A 19395-nucleotide genomic window follows, 5' to 3' on the forward strand; every position below is an offset into this window, starting at 1 on the left:
TTTAACACAAAATCAGGATTCATTGACACATTACAGGAATAAGCGATAGCGGGGATGGAATTTTCAAACAAACTGACTTTTTTAAATCAGGGAGATCCGATTTTATAAATATCAAAATAGTAATCAACGTAAACTCCTCATCAGATTTTCACGATAAACCTTACCGACCGGAAGTTTTTTACCACCGATAGATATCTCGTTCCCTTCTATATATTTAATGTTTTTGACGGATGCGATATAGGATTTATGAATACGGGTGAATTTTGATGCAGGCAGCTGTTGCTCAAACTGGATCAGGGTTTGCTTGGACATAATACGCTCCTGACTGGTGTGAATAAAGATATAATTGCCGTAAGCTTCTACATAACTGATGTCTTCGAAGAAAATTTTGGTTAGTTTTTTGTCAGATTTAACCATCAAAAACAAGTCTTCGTCCTTCATAACTGGCAGATTTTCAGTTGCTCTGTTTACAATTTTTTCAGTAGCCTGTACAAAACGTGCGAAAGAAAATGGCTTCAAAAGATAATCGGTTACCGACAACTCAAAACCTTCAAGTGCATATTCCGGGTAAGCAGAGGTGATAATCACTGCGGGATAAATTTTCAGAGAACGCAGCATTTCGAAACCGGAAAGACGAGGCATATTAATATCAAGAATGATCAGGTTAATATCCTTTTTATTGAGAATTTCCATGGCTTCAAAAGCATTTTCGCAACTGGCCGCCAGTGTCAGATAAGGCACTTGTTCGATATAGGTTTTAATGATTTCCCGGGCGATCGGCTCGTCGTCTACGATGATGCAGCTGATATTCATTTAGCTTAGGTCTATTTCAAGTTTTACTTCAAAATAATTGGTTTTTGCTGCCGTTTCAAGGTTATATTGACCCGGATAAATCAAATCCAGCCGTTGTTTTACGTTATTCAAACCCAGTCCTCCTTTTGTTGTATTCTTAACCGGAATGTACTCAGGATCAACTGAGTTTTTAACAATCATGCTAAGTCGACTGTTTGAGATCTTAAAATCGATATGAACAAAAGCCTGCTGGTTTTTTGCGGCTGAGAAATGTTTAAATCCATTTTCAATAAAAATAATCAAGAGGAGCGGAGCGATGTAATCATTTGAAGAATCACCAGAAATATCCAGTTTGATCTCAGTCTTTTCGTTGAGCCGTATTTTTTCCAACGTTACATAATTGCTGATATAATCCAGTTCTTTTTGAAGAGGCACAAAGTTTTGATTTGTATCATAAAGAGAATAACGCAGCAGTTCCGATAATTTCAGCATCAGATCCGGCAGTTTTTTAGATTCTGTCACGGACAAACCATACAGGTTATTCAGGGTATTAAACAGAAAATGAGGATTTAGCTGAGCTTTCAAATGTCTTAGTTCATTCTCTTTTTGCTGTTTGTCAAGAATCAGTCTGTCCAGCCCGATTTTGAAAATTGTTGCAACAACAGTAAAAGCGATCACACTGAATGTGATATGTTCGTTATGCCAGTTGACCCGGTCGCTGATAGGAAATAAAAGGCCAACAGCGTTAAGTATATAGGGCAGAAAGTAAATCAGCAAAACCACCTGAACAATATATAGTACTATCCCGATTCCCCATTTTCCCCTTTTGAAAAACGGTACTATTAAGAGATTTTGTGAATAAGAGGGCAAAGCCAGTTCAAGCGTTTGCTGCAAAACAAGACAAAAAAGTGTCAGGCCGTTCATCCGGTCCGGGAATTCTTTGAGTACAATAAAGAGCACAAAAACAATGACCCAGAATGCCAGTTGGGTGAAAAACCGGAATGGTTTGGCAAAGAGTCTTGTCCAGTCGAATTGTTTCATATCCAAAGAAAAAGCAATAGCAGACACAAACAAAATTTTGGGGATGAACAACCGGTTTTTGATGATAAACACTTTATCATCAGTCCGAACACGTTCATCACCATGTTTTTGTGGTTTGACATATATATTTTTCAATGCGTTTTGGCGGAGATAATTTTGATCAAATCTTAAAAAACATGAAAACAAAACTGATCATATTCCTCGCCGCAATGTTCGGCCTGATTACTATTACAAAGGCTCAGCAAGATACTGTTCGTCTGGGTTTACTACGTGACATACCACACTGGATGGCCGAATATCATGTGCCTTGCGTGGGGGTAGGTTTGATCGAAAATGGGAGGGTTAAATGGGTTAATAATTTTGGTAATTTACAAGACGGACATCCTGCTCCTAATAACACTTTGTTCAATATTGCGTCACAAACCAAGCCTGTCGTTGCCATGCTTGTCGTGAAACTGGTGCAGGATAGAAAATGGGATATGGATGAGCCGTTGAGCCATTACTGGATTGACCCGGATATTGCAGGAAATCCCTTTACGAGCAAACTGACCACACGTTTGGTACTATCGCATCAGACAGGTTTTCCAAACTGGCGTTCGGATAATGGCGAGAATAAACTTCACTTTAATTTCGAACCGGGCACCAAATTTGGTTATTCCGGAGAAGGATTTGAATATTTAAGAAAAACGCTGGAAGCAAAATTTCACAAGCCCCTGAATTTTTTACTGGATTCCGTTTTGTTGAAACCGCTGGGTCTCGAAGATACCCAATACTGGAGCGAAAATTTGGATAAACCCCGCTTTGCAATGTGGCATAACGGACAGGGAAATCTGTATCCAACATCCATACAAACATCCGTTAATGCCGCAGACGATCTGATCAGCAGTATTGAAGATTATTGTAAATTAGGAATTTATGCGATGAATAACGCGTCTTTGTATGCTAAGCCAGAGGTGAAAGTGAAGGGAAATTATTTTCGGGGTTTGGGTTGGGGTTTGGTACAAAATTTACCTGATGGAGAATATGCTTTTGAACATGGCGGCTCAGATATCGGCGTGCGGACGATGGCCATTTTTCTGCCCAAATCTAAAAATGGCATTGTTGTCATGACCAATGGGGATAATGGCATGTTCATCATTGACCGGATCATTAAGTGTGCGTTGGTTGCAGGAAATCAGATACTTGGAATAATGAACAAAACTGAAAATACGCATAAAAGAATAATGTTGCCGGAGAATATTATCCAAAGTTATGCTGGTATTTATGAGCAAAATAATGGAAAGATCATGAAAGTGGAACACGAAGGAAACGGGATAAAAGTTTCCGGTGATGGCCTGCCGACAGCCATATTATCTCCTGAATCCACCACTAAATTTTTCCTCGAAGGTTACGATGTGCAGCTGGAATTTACTGATGCCAGTTCACTAATCGTTTATGAGAACGGGAAACAGGTGATGAAAATGAATCGGAAATAATATGAAAAAGATGCTTCGGTAAAAAATAAACACAAAGCGCACAAAGCGGACGCCGCGCGGTTTTACACAAAGAAGTACAAAGGTTATTTTATATTTTAATTTCTTTGAGAATAATGGAAATACAATGTGATATTTTTTTTAGACTTAGTGCCCTTCGTGTAAGATTTAGTGAATCTTTGTGGTAAAAAAACAAGTGCCGGGTAATTTTGTTATAGGTTTATTTCAAAGTCGAGAAGAAATCCTGAATATCTTTTGCGAGTAAATGCGGTTGTTCCGCAGCTGCAAAATGTCCGCCTTCCGGCATCTCGGTCCAATGCTGAATGTTAAAACCTTTTTCAATATAAGAACGTGGAGGAGTAGGGAGTTCTTTTGGGAATTTGGCAAAACCGACAGGAATTTTCGCATATTCATTCTCAGCAAATGCCACTGGTTTTTTACTGTTTTCGTTATAGATCCGCATGGAGGAATGGATGGTTGCTGTGAGCCAGTACAATGTCACGTTGGCAAGCAGTTCATCTTTGGTAAAGGTGCTTTCAATATCTCCATTATTGTCGCTCCAGCTGTTGAATTTTTCGATGATCCACGCGCATAATCCTGTCGGAGAATCATTCAATCCATAAGCGGCAGTAAGCGGTTTTGTTGCATGCATATGCGAATAAGCACCTTCCCGGACAGACCAGTCGGCTCCGAACTTTTGGAAAGCCAAAACTTCGTCAGAAAGTTTTTCGTTTTCTTTGAGATAAGGTTTATAAGAGCCGGAAATAAAATTAAGATGCAGTCCGATTACGTTGGACGGATATTTCAATGAAAGCCAGGTACTAACCCCGGCACCAATGTCTCCTCCCTGAGCTCCGTAGCGGTTATAGCCCAATTTCTTCATGAGTTCATGCCAAAGATCCGCTGCAACAGCACTATTGCAACCAGGTTCTGTGATTTTACCAGAAAATCCAAATCCGGGAACGGATGGAATTACGAGGTCAAAGGAAAGTTCCGGATCTTCGGTAAGTAATGGTATCAGTTTCATCATTTCAAGAAAAGATCCCGGCCATCCGTGTGTAATGATCAGAGGAACCGATCGTTTTCCCTTTCCTTTGATGTGAAGAAAATGAATCTTATATCCGTTAATTTCGGCAATAAAATTGGGATAAGCATTGATTTCATTTTCAGTTTTACGCCAGTCAAATGTGTGCTGCCAGTAATCTGTCAACGACTTCATGTAAGAAAGATTCGCACCGTAATTCCAGCCAGATCCGGTTATTTTATAGGGCCAGCGCGTATTCTTTAATCTGAATTTCAGATCATCCAGCTGCTGTTGCGGAATGTTGACTGAAAATGGTTTTATCGTGTTCACTTTTTATCGTGTTATTTTTTCTTGATACAACAGGAATTTTAATTTCTATTCGGAAAGGTAAGGAAGTATAGACAAAAGCCATAATCGTAAATTGCCTCCAATAATTTGATTTTCACAAATAATGGATTGATTGCCACAAACAGTAAAACGCTCTTGGCCAATATCTTTGTATTACAAAATATAAACAAAGGATGGAACAGAAAAATAAAATTGCACTTGTTACCGGCGGTAGTCGCGGATTAGGGAAAGACATGGCTTTGCGCCTTGCAGAAAAAGGAATTGATGTTATAATCACATATAATAGTCAGTTACATGATGCAGAAAATGTTGTAGCCCAAATAAAAGAAAGCGGACGAAAAGCTGCCGCGCTTCAACTGAATACGGGCGATATAAAAGGTTTCGGCTCTTTTGTCTCCAAGTTGCAAGAGATTTTAGAAAACACATTTGATGCAACCCATTTTGATTATCTGGTAAATAACGCTGGTATTGGCGGTTATCTTCCCATTGCTGATGTTACTGAGGAAGCATTTGATGAATTGCTGAACATCCATTTTAAAGGTGTTTACTTTTTGACACAAAAAATGCTGCCGATTTTGAATGACGGTGGTGGTATTGTCAATGTATCATCCGGCCTAACCCGTATTTCTGTGCCCGGTTCTTCTGTTTACGCCTCGATGAAAGGTGCCATGGAAATTTTCACACGTTATCTGGCCAAAGAATACGGGTCACGTGGTATCAGGGCAAACATTATAGCACCCGGCGCTGTAATGACAGATTTTGGTGGAGCGCATTTGAGAAATGATGAAAATCTGCAACAATTTATCAGTAACGTAACCGCGTTAGGCAGGCCGGGAGTTGCAGAAGATATTGGTGGTGTCGTCGCTTTTTTATGCTCGGAAGAAGCGCGCTGGGTTAATGGACAGCGTATAGAAATTTCGGGAGGAATGCAGTTGTAATAAATTTGAACTGACTTATTGACCGCGGCACAGGAATCATCTGTGCCGCGATTTTTTGGGTTGAAAGCAATCAAAGATATTCCTTGGCCTTGAAAATCCATTTTGGAGCATTATTTATTTCCTGCCGTAAAAGCAGATTTAATTGTGCGGTGTGATGCTGAACATGCCATATAAGGCAGGTTTTTTGCCAGAAAAACTTCCCGTTCCAACCCAATTCTGGTTTGAGTTTATAAAACTTTCCAATTCCGTTAATTGGTATCGTGCTCATAATTCGAGTATTATCGATGGTTATCTGAAATATACCGCTTGGGCTGAGCTCGAAACCGTACCGGAAAAGATATTTATCAATATGGTTTTGTACCGATTGTTGTTTGCCCAGTCACTGGAAGAAGGTCAGGATTCGTTACCAAAACTCAGCAAAATCCTGGGAGATCCCAGAGGCGGTTCAGTGCAATTTATTACCGGCCTTGACCCATATTATCCGGATCATTACCCTATGAATGAGCAGGAAATCAATGAAGTTCTGGGCAAAACACATAGTCTGGCTGAGTTTGGTGTCAAGTTTCTGGATGATGTTCTGATAGAACCGGAGCTTACTTATTTATATCAAGCGGCTTCCATATGGAACAAACAGCCGGATTTAGTGACATTAATAAAAGATCACAAACCTGCTTATCCCTCCGGTAAAGAATTTCCGGATACCTTTAAAAGCTTGATAATGAATATATTGATTTGGTTTAGAAACTTATTTGCCAGAAAAAATAAATTTAACTAATAAGAGCTCAGCTGCAACCCGAATGGAAACCCCGAAAAAGAAAATTGTAATACTTGGCGGTGGCATGGCCTCGCTATCTGCGGCTTATCTTTACTTACAGAATTTGTCCCGGAATTGGGTAAATGGACAAACTGGCCGCTGATATTTCCTGAAACCGATGAACAGCCGGGAATAGGCGGGCCTTTGCCGATGTGGACGTTGATTGAAAAAGGCCTCGCACTTTCTATAGAAATGCTTTTGGGTAGTCCATATTCCAGGAAAACCGGTTCATTTGCTGCCAGGATTCTGAGTCGTTTTTTTTCAAAATACTTAAATGGGGTTCGACAAAAAGATCAGGAAAACAAAGGGTGCATGTACTTTTTGTTAAAGCCATTTTTGGGAGAAGGCGGAATAATCGAGCGGATGGTAAAAAAGGAAATGGCCCATATTACGGAGGCGTTGAAAATGTTAAAATAATCCGGGGTAGACAATAAACATCAGCATCATAGCCTGATTCTGGATTTGATTGAAAGGGAAATCAGGCATATAGAAAAAGAAGGACTGCCTTATGCAGAAGATGAGCAGGAAAAAGAGACACATGGCGATCGGCATTTGTTTTGCTTATTACAATATCAAAGGTATTCTTAAAGACGTGTATGATCCTGTCACTGAAAACTTTGATTTCACCAAAATCGATCAGTACGATTACCGCCAGTGGCTGTCCATGCAGGGCGCTCCGCAGTGGTTAGTGGATTCGGTAATTGTCCGTTTTTTTTACACCGGTACTTTTGCGCAAACCTTTACCACCGTTTTCAGACCATCAGTTTCAGGCTGGTGAAAATGCCAGATTGAAAGATGCCTTCGAACAATGGCTGCAGGATAATTCCGCATGGTTTTGGCCAAAAGGGGCAACCTACTTATATCCGCAAGGCCTGAATTTTCAATTATTGGCTGATCCCAACAATTCTGCTGATGGTTACGATCGTTTTTTAAGTCAGTTTTTCAGGGCAAATGTAAGACCGACAGATCATTACACACTTTCCGTTCCAAATAGTGCCCTTTACAGATTGAAAGCAGATGCGAGCGGTTTTGCTAATTTATTTCTGTGTGGAGACTGGATTGATTTTGGAGGTAACGTAGGTTACATTGATGGAACGATTCAATCCGGCCAGCAGGCAGCTCAGGCGTTGCGCACAAAAATGAATCTGGGTGGACACAAAGAAATCTGGTCAGCGCTTAAAGCTTAATGTCTAAAATGAAGTGAAACAGGCCGTTTTTTTTGAAAACGGTCTGTTTTGTTCCACCCTGGTTAACCTGTGTTTATATTCATTGTGAAGAAGAACAATTCAACAGTCAGAAGATTTTGATTTTATTAATGAAAGATTTGTTTTTCTTCAACTTCTTTGAAAATTGTCATGCCTCTGCCTGTCGGGTTAATCAATAAATGGAACTCATCAATCTTTGCTGGCATCAGTTATCTTATTTGCCGCTTCGAATTCAGGATCGTCATGATTTGATGCTATTTTAGCCCAATAAGGAATAAATCCTTCTGCCGGTTTTCGTCCAAGAAACGATGCAGTCAACAGGATCGATTATTTCTTTGATGTAATTTTTAAGTTCCTCATCCCAATCCCATACCATCCATTCCATTTGCCCATTTGGTCCGGCGATGCATCCATCAAGGCTGATTTGAACCTGAAGTTTTAGTTTTCTCTTGATGTGTTTTAGTTATGTTTTTACAAAATTAATTGGTAAGATTTTTATCGATGCGGTGCATACGCGCCTAAAAATGGGGTAACTGCGACATTTTATTTATCTGAACTTAGGATAAATATTACGGGGTTTCAGATAAAGTAGGTTACGGTATTTTCGTCTTTTAGTTACACTTATATGTTGATGACTATTTTGATCATTTGCTACGCAGATTTTTCTAAAATTCGGAGACAATAAATAATTTTAATGATATAGATTTTTGATAATCAGGTAAGTGAAAACAGCCCCCAGGGGCTGTGCACTGATGTAAATATCCTAAACCATGACCTTAAATATGCCAAAATCACCAGTGTCGCCAGACTTCATACCAACCATAAAACGCAGAGATTTTATAACAAAAAGCAGCATTCTTACAATCGGGTTTTTGTTTTCGCGGCACTTAGGCTGGTCCCGATCTCTGAAACCTGTCGGCTATCCTGTCCATAATATTCCTGTAAATAAAAATCTTGATTTGCTCTGGGTCAAATCATTATATCAAAGAGGAAAGCCGACCATTTATTTGAAAAGCAGAAATGAGTTAAAATACATCGGAATGCCCGTTGGCGGACTTCATGCCGGAACAGTATATCTGGGCGGAGATGGAAGACTCTGGCTCTGGGGAATTTACAATGAATCCGAAGAACCAAAAAATGAAGGAATTGATCCAAAAACGGTACTTTGGAATGATGGAAATACGGTCAGGAAAATACGATCAAGGGATGGTGCTTCCTATGTTGAACCGGCAATCGCCGAAAATAAACGCGTTTTAGAGCAGGGTTTTGCAGTCCGGATTTTATATAAAGGAAAGGTTTTCATTAAAGAATTGAACGAGAATCATTGGGATGAAGTAAGTTTTCAGGCAACGTATCCCACGGCAATTGTCCAATATACAGATCATCATTTGCCGGTTTCCATTATCCTGACCGGATATTCACCATTCATTCCGATGGATGCGGATAACTCGTCACTTCCTGCGACGATTCTGCGCATTGAAGTGAAAAATCTTTCCAGTGAAAAAATAGAAGTATCGCTGATTGGCTGGATGGAGAATGGTGCCAGCAAATTATCTGCTAAAAAAGGTGATGGAAAAAAGGTAAATTCTGTCATGCCATCAGAGAAATTTAAAGGTATTTTTTCGGAATTTAATTTTTCGAAAAACGGTTTGTTTACGGCGACAGATTCGGGAACCACATCTTTTGCAATACTTAATCCGAAAGCAGGAGTTCACACTGCTTTTAATACCTGGCCGGTAACAGATGCAGGTTTTACGTCCGGATTTTCTCAAAATTCAGAAATGGAAGCGCCTGAAAAACTTATCGGTGCACTTTTTACTTCGAAAACGTTAGTTGGCGGAGCGTCAATGAAGGAAGATTTCATCATCAGTCGGCATTTTAATAATCCCAATGACAAGCTTAAAGAATTGGTAAAAGACGCCAAAGAGGGATATTATTACGGAACAAAATTTAAAAATGCAGGAGAAGTTACCGAATATATTGCCTCTCATTTTGATCAATTATCTGCTCAAACTGAATTATGGCAGAGGACGTGGAACGATTCTACGTTGCCGCACTGGTTTTTAGAAAGAACATTTGTTAACATTGGAACGCTGGCAACGGCAAATACATACCGTTTCGCGAGCGGTCGTTTCTGGGGTTGGGAAGGGGTAGGAGCCTGCGCCGGAACTTGTACACACGTTTGGCAATATGCACAATCGATGGGCAGGATCTTTCCTGAACTGGAACGAATTCTTCGTCAAAATGTAGATTTAGGTGTAGGTTTTCGTCCGGATTCAGGGGCTATTATATTCCGGGCTGAGAACGAAAGTCGGCCTGCTATCGACGGACAGGCAGGTACGATTTTAAGGTTTTACAGAGAACACCAAATGTCAGCCAATGACGACTTTTTAAAAACGAACTGGCAGAACATAAAAAAAGCGATGCAGTTTATGCTTGCTCAGGATAAAAATGGCGACGGTATGACGGATACGCCGATGGAAAATACACTGGATGCAGTCTGGGAAGGAGAAATTGCCTGGATCGTAGGTCTTTGCATCGCAGCGGCCCGGGCTGGACAGGCAATGGCGGAAGATATGGGTGATGCCGATTTTAGCCTGGTTTGTAAAACCTACCTTGAAAAAGGCAGGAAAAACATGGAAGAGCAACTGTTCAACGGCGAGTACTTTATTCATAAACCAGACGCCGCACAAGGGCGCAAAAAATTAGGTTCTTACAATACCTGCCATATTGATCAGGTTTATGGGCAAAGCTGGGCACATCAGGTTGGTTTACCAAGAGTTTTGGACAAGGAAAAAACTTTGTCAGCATTGCGTTCACTTTGGAAATATAATTTTACGATGGATGTGGGGCCTTATATTAAAACCCACCAGGGCGGTCGTCCCTATGCGGTTTCTGGCGAAGGCGGGATGGTCATGAACACTAATCCCCATAATGAAGACAAGCCTTATGGGGAGAATGAAAGCTGGCAGCTTGGTTATTTCCACGAGTGCATGAGCGGGTTTGAACATCAGGTAGCGGCCCACATGATGGCGGAAGGTATGGTCGATCAGTCGCTAACGATGACACGCGCGATCCACGACCGTCACCACGCAGCTAAAAGAAATCCCTATAATGAAATTGAATGCAGTGATCATTACGCCCGGGCTATGGCCAGTTACGGTACATTCATTTCTGCCTGCGGTTTCGAATATCACGGCCCGAAAGGTTATATGGCTTTTGATCCGAAAATTACCCCTGAAAACTTCAAAGCACCTTTTACTTCGGCCGAAGGCTGGGGTACATTTAAACAATCGCAAACGGCTGGAAAACAATTGAATACGATTGAAATCATATATGGTAAATTACGATTGAGAACATTTGCTATAAAAGCTGCAAAAGGAATGGTCATTAAGAATGTTCTGGCAAAAATGAATGGAAAAAGCCACGAAGTGAGTTTTCGGAAAGAGGAAGATAGGTATATTATTGATTTTAAATCTGATCTGGAATTGACGCCGTTGCAGAAGCTGGAATTGATTTTGAGTTGATCGTCTTGCATTAAATATGAAGCGACTAACCATCCGGAATTCCTTTTTTTGTAATTATGGATACATTGTAAAACCAATATTATAACAATGAATTTCAAGACAAAAGTTCTTTTGTTCAACAGGGTTTTAATTGCCGTGACAACTTCGCTGATTACATCAAACCAACATTATTCGCCGACGTAAATAACAACATGCACATTGCAAGAGAAGAAATATTTGGCGCCGTCGTAGTAATGATTCCGTACAAAGATGAAGCAGATGCAATAAGAATTTCCAACGACTCTCATTATGGTTTAGCAGGTTCTGTTCTTACCGAAAATCGAGGACATGGCTTGGAAATAGCAAGACAAATCAGAACTGGCCGGATGAGTATAAATGACAATTTTGGCAATTTCGACTGTCCTTTTGGTGGCTATAAACAAAGCGGTATTGGCAGAGAATTTGGCTCGTTTGGTATCTGTGAATATGTTGAGCAGAAAGCAATTTTTGTGTAAAAGTAATCAGATAAAATCTCCTGATCACAAATTTGCTGTGATCAGGAGATTTATCATTTTTCTTATGAAAATAATTGTGGTTTGGCTTTATAAGTTTCCCACAAAAACTCCCCAAATAAAGTATTTGCCCAGGCAAACCATGATCTTGTAAATTTGGTTGGATCGTCCTTATGGAAAGATTCATGCATAAAACCGGTACCGCCATGGCTCTTTTTCAGCATATCAATACAGGATTTTATCTCTTTGTCATTGTTGCTTGTCAGTCCGCGGATAATAATTCCCAGCGGCCAGATCATGTCCAGACCTATATGCGGTCCGCCTATTCCTTCGCCGGCTTTTCCTTTGAAAAAGAAAGGATTATTTAACGATAACAGCATTTTACGGGTATTCTGATATACCGGGTCACTTACCGGCAGTGCATCCAGATATGGCAACCCCAAAAGACTTGGCACATTGGCATCATCCATCAAATTGTAGCTTCCGTAACCATTCACTTCGTAAGCGTATACTTTGCCAAATTCCTTGCTATCCACGACTGCGTGCACTTTTAATGCATTTTCCACTTCCACAGCAAGCGCAGTTAATTCAGCTGCGGCGGCTTTGTCGCCAGATATTTTTTCAACCATTTTTGCAGCTTGTTTCAAGCTGACAACAGCGAAGAAATTAGATGGTATAAGGAAGGAATAAATCGTCGCGTCATCACTTGGACGGAATGCGGAACAAATCAAACCAACTGGTTTTACCGGATATCCATATCCACCCATCGGAACGCCATCCGTTGCCCAGGAAGTTTTGCGCTGAAAATGATAAGGTCCGTTATCCTTTTTTCTCTGTTGTTCTTTAAACGTTTTCAGCGTAAGCATGATCGCTTCTTTCCATTTGGCGTCAAAAGGCGTTGTGTCGCCGGTCAATTGCCAGTAACGATGTGCAAGGCGAATAGGATAACACAATGAATCTATTTCCCATTTGCGCTCATGCAAGCCGGGTTTCATATCCGTTTCATCCGTTTTCCATTCACCCGTTTTGTTGGCATCGTCATAAAAAGCATTGGCATAAGGATCTCTCAAAATGCATACAGCCTGACGATTGATTACACCGGCTATCAATTGCTGAAGCGTTTTGTCTTTTTTGATAAAATCAAGATAAGGCCAAACCTGCGCAGTGCTGTCACGCAGCCACATCGCATCAATATCTCCCGTAATTACATAAGTATCAGGTTTTTCGCCTTTGCCGTTATAGGTCACGGTGGTATCCAGCGTATTTGGAAAACAATTCCCAAAAAGCCATCCAAGTTCTTTGTCTTTAATTGCCGACTGAAATTCGAGGATAGAATCTTCGATCACCTTGCTGCTGAATTTCCGTTCACCGGGATTTACTCTCACAACCGGAAAATCAGGATTGGCAAAGGCTGGTATTTTACCGATCATAAGACCTGTACCTAACAAGGCAGTACTTTTTATAAATGTGCTTCTTTTCATAGAAAATTGTAAAAATAAAATTGCTCGTTGCGACGGTATGCTATCTGCAATCCACTAAAATAAGATTATATAATGGAGAAATTGTTTTAACATCACAAATAACGTGTTTAAACAAATTGCTGGATAGCTTGATCATACATTTTATTTTGTACGATGAAAGGATTGGCATTGACAGCAGGTTCCGGAAAGAAAGATGATTTATTTAGTTCGGGCGAAAGTTAAGGCGGGAAAGCCACAAAGAATTAATAAAAATAGACATAACCAAAGTTACCAATTTTTGGTAACTTTGGTTATGGTAAAATGAAAAAACATTTACGCGATGGGCAAAAATACATCCATATCAATTGGTCAATATTTTGATTTATTTATTTAAAATCAAATTGATACAGGCCGGTATACATCAACTAGTGAGGTAGTTCGGGCAGCACTACGTTTATTAGAAGAAGAAGAGCAAAAACTGAAATTATTGCGGCAAGCACTTATTGAAGGGGAAGTGAGTGGTTGGGTGGAAAATTTTAATCCGGCAGACTTCAAGGCTAAATTAAAGAAGAACGCCCCCGGCCAATGAGTAAGTATAAACTAACCTAGCTCGCGGAGCATGACCTGGAAAAGATTTGGGAGTATACTGTCAATGAATGGTCACTGAACCAGGCAGAAAAGTATATTGACAGTTGGCGCCCTAACAAGATGGAATGTAATTATTCAGCTATAGCGCGAATCTGGAAATTTACATGATAATTCCTTGCGGTGTTGTAAATAAAAGTTAGGTCCCATTTTAATTTTTTATAAATACAGTGAAACAAAATAAAATAACCCTGAAATTCACCTTCATAGCTGCAATTTTCACATTACTTTTTTCAATCATATCTGAAAATGTTTCGGCGAAGATCCTAACTGAGAAAACAAATAAATCGAGTATGACAGCTGAAAGCTGGCACTTCAAAAGAGAAATTATTATTAATAATCAAGGTGGTGCTGCAACAGATATAGTAATACAAATCAAGCTTAATAGTAACGATTTCGATTTTTCAAAAACAAAAGCGGATGGTGCTGATATTCGTTTTTCTACTTCCGCCGGCAGACTGAACGACAGCGGTTTGTCTTACTGGACGGAGCAATGGAATGAAAACGGGACGACTATTATTTGGGTAAAAGTGCCTGTGCTTAAAGCGAAAACACGAAATTCTATTTTCATGTTTTATGGAAATTTCAATGCTGTACCGGTATCAAACGGTGATAAAACTTTTCTGTTTTTTGATGATTTTGAAGAAGGTGATTTTACCAAAAAATGGACGAATACATCGGTTGGTGAGGTTATTGAAAAAGAAGGTCAGTTAAAATTAAAAGAAACCGACGGCCAGGACGGAATCGTGACGGCCAATTTCAATGTCACAGGGAAAATGATCGTTCGTACATCGTACCAGCGGGAAGGTGCGGATGGACATTGGGTCAGGGCAGGCGTGGGTGGCTGGAACAACTGGCTTGCTTTTGGCGATCACACGGATCGGGCCGCAAGCGGAACAAATTATGTAATGTTATTTGATAGTTCAAGCATTGGAAGTCTGAAAAGTGCGCCACTTATCAAATCCCCAAATTTGGTTATTACAGACAAATGGCGGCGGGCAGAATATTGGTTCGATGGTAAAAAACTTTACGGAAAACAGGATGATATAACAGTTGAATTACTACTTAAAAATGCTGCCTCAAAACTGGCATTAAGAACACTGGACAACGATAGCTGGGATAATTTTGCTTATATATCAGTCAGTAAATATGCAGGCTCAGAACCGAAAGTTACGCTAGGAAAAGAGCAGGCTAATTAAAAGTATCGACATAAAAAAGTGCCAGAAATTCAACAGAATTTCTGGCACTTTTTTATAATAATTTTTTTGACCAAAAGAAGAAATCAGAGCTTAAACACCCAAACTCCATCCTTCACGATACGTACGTTTTACATATTGATTCACGTCGTCAAAGTTGGTTACTTTCATGTTTTTATAATCCCAAAGCATTTTCATATTGGCACCCGGATAGTCATATCCTTTTCCATTTTCTCTGGCTTTTGGCATGTCTGCACCTCTGATTGCAAGGTTGGCCATAAGTATTGCTTCGGTCAATGGTCCGGCCAGTTCAAAAGGAGAACTAAGTTCCTTATTTCCATAACCCGCAATCGCACCTTCAACCCACTGGGCATAATGACCTTCTGCACTGCCTGGCACACGCGCAAACTTTTGTTTCACTTTCACTTCCTCCATCCGTGAAAGCGGTAACAATCTTGGATTTGCGGCATATTCGCTGGCCATCATTTTTCCTTTGGAGCCAACAAATAAAATACCGCTGTTGCCGTCGCCGAATAATTCATTCGGTCCCAATTCTTCCGGACGTTCAGGTTTTATGCCGCCATCCATCCAGTGCATGGTTACCGGGCCTTTTGTTTTTGCTGTTTTCGGGAAAGTTAATGTGGCGTGGCTCGATGGAGGACAACTGTCCGGGAAAATTCCTCTTTTCCCAAAATCAGTGAAAACGCTGCTTACACTTGCCTGCACATCAAGCGCATATTTAAGTCCAAGTACACGGAAAGGCGCTTCCATTAAGTGGCAGCCCAAATCACCCAAAGCACCGGTTCCATAATCCCACCAGCCTCTCCAGCTTCCCGGGATCAATTTGTCTACATAATCTTTTTTAGGTGCTGTTCCCAGCCATAAATCCCAGTCAAGTCCTTTTGGTACAGGTGGTTTTTCAGTTGACCAAGGGATGCCCTGAGGCCAGATCGGCCGGTTTGTCCAGATATAAACAGTATCCACCTTGCCAATAATACCGGCATCATACCACTCGTGCAATTGTCTTACACCATCCCCGGACGACCCCTGATTCCCCATTTGCGTCACCACTTTATAACGTGCAGCCGCTTCTGTAAGCTGGCGTGCTTCGTATATATCGTGTGTCATAGGTTTTTGCACATACACGTGTTTACCAAGCTGCATGGCACCCATAGCAACCACGGCATGTGTATGATCCGGTGTTGAAACGGACACGGCATCAAAATTTTTCGATTCTTTCTCAAACAATTCCCGCCAGTCTTTGTAATATTTTGCTTTCGGGAAATTCTTTACACTTTCGGCTGCACTTCTGTCATCAACATCACACAAAAAACCAATATCAGCTTTGCCGCTTTTGGCAAAATTGGCAATATCGGATCTTCCTTTTCCGCCGACACCAACACCTGCAACGATCAGTCTGTCGCTTGGTGCCAAAAAGCCTTTTCCGCCTATTACATGACGTGGAACGATCATAAATGCGGCTGCTGCCAAACCGGATGTTTTGATAAAATCTCTTCTCGAAGAGGCGATTTTATCATTTCCTGTACTCTTTTCCTGCATGTCAAGATTCTGGTTAAGTGGTTTATAATTAGGAGGACTTTAAGCCCGATAGTAAAAGTCACCGACAGTCTTATTCTTTTGCTAAGCAGGATATTATATTTTTTTACTCAAAAAATGCAAACGATATCCAAACTCTTTATTTCCCGGTTACTTTCAAATAATACTCATAAATTTCATAATAGGCTATAAAATAAAAGATCGTCATGAAAAAATACCGGTCCAAACAGGATTGGCAGCTTTCAGGACGATCTTTATAGTTAATTTAAATCAGCACTAAAATCTTGCGATTTCAGACGGTCAGGACTTTTTCATTTAGAAAAATCAGCTGTCCGCGGTGATAGTTTTCGTGACTGGTACGGTTCATCAGTACGTTTAATTTATTTCTTGTCGGATCCAAAGCAAAGTCTTCGTCCGAGACACTGTTATGTCTGGAAAGCCATTGTTCGGCTGTCAGATTTTTAAAATGACCGGCAAGTGTGATATTAAGCGTTTCCCATTTGTTTCTTAAATCAGCGATCGACAATTCAAAAGGTACGGCACTTTCCGCTTCGGAAGCTAATGGAGCAAGTTCCGGAAATAATTTTTCTCCCAAATTAAAAAGCGGCAGCAAAGCGTCGTTTGTGGCAATAAGATGAGCAAGCAAATAAATTCCCCGGTTCCGTCCCGGCGCAACTTCGCCAAGATATACATCGTCTTCGTGTTTGTTGAAAAACGCAGTAATTGCTTTATTGTTCGCTTCCCAAAAATTGATCACTTGCCTGATCACCAAATTAGTTTGAGCATGGGCAGTATTTATTTTTTCCTGATCGTTCATTGTTATGTTTTTTTGTTAAAAAGGGAAACTAAGTATTTAAAGGCGGCGTCAAAGTCTCCCTTAAATCTACTTCAAAAGTATATATAAAATTGATATATTTAAATATTTAGATAAATAAAATTAAAGTAATTGTCGAATATTCTTAATCGTTAGAACAAGGAAGGAATGATTATTTAATATAACAGATGAAGATTTATCTTGTGGACAGATTAGCTTGCGGAGGTTAAGAGCAAACTGTAAAACAGGATTTAAGCAAACAGCAAAATCAACCGATGAAAATACAACTTTCCTTTGAATACCAGATATTTGAAAACGATCAGCAGCTGGTCGGAAATTTACAAAAACTTTTAAAAGCATCGAAAGAAGCGGTAAGTCTTTCCTACGCACCCTATTCAAAATTTCATGTGGGTGCGGCTCTTTTATTGTCAAATGGTGAAATTGTAAAAGGCAGCAATCAGGAAAATGCATCTTTCCCGGCAGGAATTTGCGCTGAACGGGTGGCATTATCAACTGCTTCCTCCATATATCCAAAAGAAAAAATACTGGCCGTTGCTATATCCTATCACAATAGTGCTGACGATAGTTCTACCGAAAATATTCTATCACCTTGCGGGATTTGCCGCCAAAGTCTTTTGGAAGCGACACAGCGGCAGCAGAGCCATATTGAAGTTATTCTGAGTAATCCTGCCGGGAAAATTATTTATCTCCAAAATGCTGATAATCTGCTGCCCCTTGCATTTTCGTCTGATCATTTTTGAGTCGTAATATCCTCCTAAAAGGATTTTAAAATAGTAACTATTTGATAATCAATACCTAAATATACTATTTTTTTTTCTGAAACAATATTACATCAAAAGGCAGATTACTGATTTTAAGAGAAATTTGTGATCTGTCTTTTCCTTTGTTTAGTAGGTATTTGTGACTTTCCGACGATTTAGACGAGTTGGCGAAACAGATTTAATAATTCATTAACATGCATCGCGATTCCTGTTCATATTGAGAACCTAATTTCGTGTTCCCTTATAAGAAGCGAAAGATGCATATTGTGGTTTGGCAAAACAGGCGTGATACGATTTTGTTTTTTAGATTATTGATTTTCATAGTATTATGGGAGTCGACGCTATCATTAAATTGTTTCGCTCAAAATTCTAAAAGCATTTTATTTTCTTCTGAAATGAAAATGACAGAGGCAGGAGCGTTTACAGTGATAACTTATAATATCGCCGGTTTGCCGGAATTTATTTCCAGCGCCGTTACTAAAAGATCTTCGAGCATAGCAGAAATCGGGGAGAAGTTGAATCGCTTTGATATCGCCCATGTCCAGGAAGATTTTAATTACAATAAATATCTTTACAATTCAGGAAACACGCATCCGTTTCGTACTGAAAATAAGGGAAAAGTGCCTTTTGGAGACGGGTTGAATACGCTATCAAATTTTCCGGTTCATGATCTTCAGAGAATTCGCTGGAAAGATTGCAGCGGAACGGATTGCCTTACACCAAAAGGGTTTTCTTTCAGCCGGATTGAAGTTGCAAAGGATATCTTTATCGACTTTTACAACGTACATGCCAATGCCTGGAATCATAATTCGGCCTCCGCAGCCAGGAGGAAAAATATTAAACAGCTATCCGATTATATCAAATTCAATTCTGCTGAAAACGCAATAATCGTGATGGGTGATCTCAACGCACGTTATTGTTTTTATAACGATAATATCAGTTTGCTTAGCACCGTAAACGGACTTACCGATGTCTGGGTTTCTGAAAAAAATGAAGGCAAGTTTCCGGATCTTTCAAAAGATTTTCCATCGGAAGATATTCTTTCAATTACCGATTCTTGCGAAACGATTGATAAAATCCTCTACAAAAGCAGCAGCGAAATTGATCTGGCGGTTACGAATTACAAATTTGAAAATCTTCTTTTTTCCAATGCGGAAGGATTACATCTTTCTGACCATATTCCGGTTAGTGCAAAATTCTTTTGGAAAATAAAGCGTAACATCCGTAATCGTGTTGAACCAATACTTACCAAAAATGAAAAATAACTATTCATTTCTGGTAAGATTAAA

17 protein-coding genes and 1 pseudogene are annotated in these 19395 nt (G+C 40.0%); 12 read left to right on the forward strand and 6 right to left on the reverse strand.

Going from position 1 to position 19395, the window contains the following annotated elements; all coding sequences use genetic code 11:
* Window positions 1–123 precede the first annotated feature (123 nt).
* Both FDK13_RS09730 and FDK13_RS09735 read right to left on the reverse strand, forming a co-directional pair.
* Entirely contained in the window at window positions 124–813 is a 690-nt protein-coding gene (locus FDK13_RS09730) for a LytR/AlgR family response regulator transcription factor (protein WP_137339798.1), read from the reverse strand.
* Window positions 814–1968 carry a sensor histidine kinase gene (locus FDK13_RS09735; protein WP_137339799.1) on the reverse strand — a complete coding sequence of 385 codons (1155 nt, stop codon included), beginning with the start codon at window positions 1966–1968 and terminating at the stop codon, window positions 814–816.
* Between the two features lie 41 nt (window positions 1969–2009).
* On the opposite strand from FDK13_RS09735, the gene FDK13_RS09740 reads away from it, so the two are divergent.
* A complete protein-coding gene (locus FDK13_RS09740; RefSeq protein ID WP_170982759.1) occupies window positions 2010–3308 on the forward strand; it encodes a serine hydrolase domain-containing protein in 1299 nt (432 codons plus the stop codon).
* Window positions 3309–3525: 217 nt separating this feature from the next.
* On the opposite strand, the gene FDK13_RS09745 is transcribed toward FDK13_RS09740, so the two are convergent.
* Complete coding sequence (locus FDK13_RS09745) at window positions 3526–4659, reverse strand: epoxide hydrolase family protein (RefSeq protein WP_220417345.1); 1134 nt, start codon at window positions 4657–4659, stop codon at window positions 3526–3528.
* 191 nt (window positions 4660–4850) lie between these two features.
* Between FDK13_RS09745 and FDK13_RS09750 the strand changes: the two genes are divergently transcribed.
* From FDK13_RS09750 to FDK13_RS09780, 7 genes and pseudogenes are all read left to right on the forward strand, one after another.
* On the forward strand, window positions 4851–5615 hold the full coding sequence (locus FDK13_RS09750) for an SDR family NAD(P)-dependent oxidoreductase (protein WP_137339801.1): 765 nt from the start codon (window positions 4851–4853) through the stop codon (window positions 5613–5615).
* Window positions 5616–5769: 154 nt separating this feature from the next.
* The gene (locus FDK13_RS09755) at window positions 5770–6390 is read left to right on the forward strand and encodes a hypothetical protein (RefSeq protein WP_137339802.1); all 621 of its coding nucleotides are present in this window, start codon (window positions 5770–5772) and stop codon (window positions 6388–6390) included.
* Between the two features lie 114 nt (window positions 6391–6504).
* Window positions 6505–6846, forward strand: a complete 342-nt coding sequence (locus tag FDK13_RS09760) for a hypothetical protein (protein WP_137339803.1) — start codon at window positions 6505–6507, stop codon at window positions 6844–6846.
* A 91-nt stretch (window positions 6847–6937) separates the two neighbouring features.
* A complete protein-coding gene (locus FDK13_RS09765; protein ID WP_137339804.1) occupies window positions 6938–7207 on the forward strand; it encodes a hypothetical protein in 270 nt (89 codons plus the stop codon).
* Entirely contained in the window at window positions 7158–7616 is a 459-nt protein-coding gene (locus FDK13_RS09770; RefSeq protein ID WP_137339805.1) for an FAD-dependent oxidoreductase, read from the forward strand. Before FDK13_RS09765 ends, FDK13_RS09770 begins: the two co-directional genes overlap by 50 nt.
* Before the next feature lie 800 nt (window positions 7617–8416).
* Complete coding sequence (locus tag FDK13_RS09775; protein WP_137339806.1) at window positions 8417–11161, forward strand: GH116 family glycosyl hydrolase; 2745 nt, start codon at window positions 8417–8419, stop codon at window positions 11159–11161.
* A 143-nt stretch (window positions 11162–11304) separates the two neighbouring features.
* Window positions 11305–11655: pseudogene (locus FDK13_RS09780) on the forward strand (aldehyde dehydrogenase family protein); the annotation flags it as partial.
* 62 nt (window positions 11656–11717) lie between these two features.
* Here FDK13_RS09780 and FDK13_RS09785 read toward each other — a convergent pair.
* Complete coding sequence (locus FDK13_RS09785) at window positions 11718–13133, reverse strand: glycoside hydrolase family 125 protein (protein WP_137339808.1); 1416 nt, start codon at window positions 13131–13133, stop codon at window positions 11718–11720.
* Window positions 13134–13512: 379 nt separating this feature from the next.
* On the opposite strand from FDK13_RS09785, the gene FDK13_RS09790 reads away from it, so the two are divergent.
* Together FDK13_RS09790 and FDK13_RS09795 are read left to right on the forward strand one after the other, a co-directional pair.
* Window positions 13513–13701, forward strand: coding sequence for a type II toxin-antitoxin system ParD family antitoxin (locus FDK13_RS09790; RefSeq protein WP_229216007.1), 189 nt, complete (start codon window positions 13513–13515; stop codon window positions 13699–13701).
* Window positions 13702–14050: 349 nt separating this feature from the next.
* Entirely contained in the window at window positions 14051–14956 is a 906-nt protein-coding gene (locus FDK13_RS09795; RefSeq protein ID WP_137339809.1) for a DUF2341 domain-containing protein, read from the forward strand.
* 90 nt (window positions 14957–15046) lie between these two features.
* Here the strand turns inward: FDK13_RS09795 and FDK13_RS09800 are convergent, their stop codons facing one another.
* Complete coding sequence (locus FDK13_RS09800; protein ID WP_137339810.1) at window positions 15047–16513, reverse strand: Gfo/Idh/MocA family protein; 1467 nt, start codon at window positions 16511–16513, stop codon at window positions 15047–15049.
* Window positions 16514–16802: 289 nt separating this feature from the next.
* A complete protein-coding gene (locus FDK13_RS09805) occupies window positions 16803–17327 on the reverse strand; it encodes a DinB family protein (RefSeq protein ID WP_137339811.1) in 525 nt (174 codons plus the stop codon).
* A 272-nt stretch (window positions 17328–17599) separates the two neighbouring features.
* Between FDK13_RS09805 and FDK13_RS09810 the strand changes: the two genes are divergently transcribed.
* On the forward strand, window positions 17600–18085 hold the full coding sequence (locus FDK13_RS09810) for a cytidine deaminase (RefSeq protein WP_137339812.1): 486 nt from the start codon (window positions 17600–17602) through the stop codon (window positions 18083–18085).
* Window positions 18086–18501: 416 nt separating this feature from the next.
* Window positions 18502–19371, forward strand: a complete 870-nt coding sequence (locus FDK13_RS09815) for an exonuclease/endonuclease/phosphatase family protein (RefSeq protein WP_170982760.1) — start codon at window positions 18502–18504, stop codon at window positions 19369–19371.
* Window positions 19372–19395: the final 24 nt, after the last annotated feature.

The sequence above is a fragment of the Dyadobacter frigoris genome (assembly GCF_005280585.1).
GTDB lineage: Bacteria > Bacteroidota > Bacteroidia > Cytophagales > Spirosomataceae > Dyadobacter > Dyadobacter frigoris.

Bases quoted from the DNA above. Each gene is read 5' to 3' on its own strand.
- FDK13_RS09755 (WP_137339802.1), top strand. From the start codon at position 5,770: ATGCTGAACATGCCATATAAGGCAGGTTTTTTGCCAGAAAAACTTCCC.
- FDK13_RS09750 (WP_137339801.1), top strand. From the start codon at position 4,851: ATGGAACAGAAAAATAAAATTGCACTTGTTACCGGCGGTAGTCGCGGA.
- FDK13_RS09805 (WP_137339811.1), bottom strand. From the start codon at position 17,327: ATGAACGATCAGGAAAAAATAAATACTGCCCATGCTCAAACTAATTTG.
- FDK13_RS09765 (WP_137339804.1), top strand. From the start codon at position 6,938: ATGCAGAAGATGAGCAGGAAAAAGAGACACATGGCGATCGGCATTTGT.
- FDK13_RS09775 (WP_137339806.1), top strand. From the start codon at position 8,417: ATGCCAAAATCACCAGTGTCGCCAGACTTCATACCAACCATAAAACGC.
- FDK13_RS09800 (WP_137339810.1), bottom strand. From the start codon at position 16,513: ATGCAGGAAAAGAGTACAGGAAATGATAAAATCGCCTCTTCGAGAAGA.
- FDK13_RS09785 (WP_137339808.1), bottom strand. From the start codon at position 13,133: ATGAAAAGAAGCACATTTATAAAAAGTACTGCCTTGTTAGGTACAGGT.
- FDK13_RS09810 (WP_137339812.1), top strand. From the start codon at position 17,600: ATGAAAATACAACTTTCCTTTGAATACCAGATATTTGAAAACGATCAG.
- FDK13_RS09730 (WP_137339798.1), bottom strand. From the start codon at position 813: ATGAATATCAGCTGCATCATCGTAGACGACGAGCCGATCGCCCGGGAA.
- FDK13_RS09795 (WP_137339809.1), top strand. From the start codon at position 14,051: ATGACAGCTGAAAGCTGGCACTTCAAAAGAGAAATTATTATTAATAAT.
- FDK13_RS09740 (WP_170982759.1), top strand. From the start codon at position 2,010: ATGAAAACAAAACTGATCATATTCCTCGCCGCAATGTTCGGCCTGATT.
- FDK13_RS09815 (WP_170982760.1), top strand. From the start codon at position 18,502: ATGAAAATGACAGAGGCAGGAGCGTTTACAGTGATAACTTATAATATC.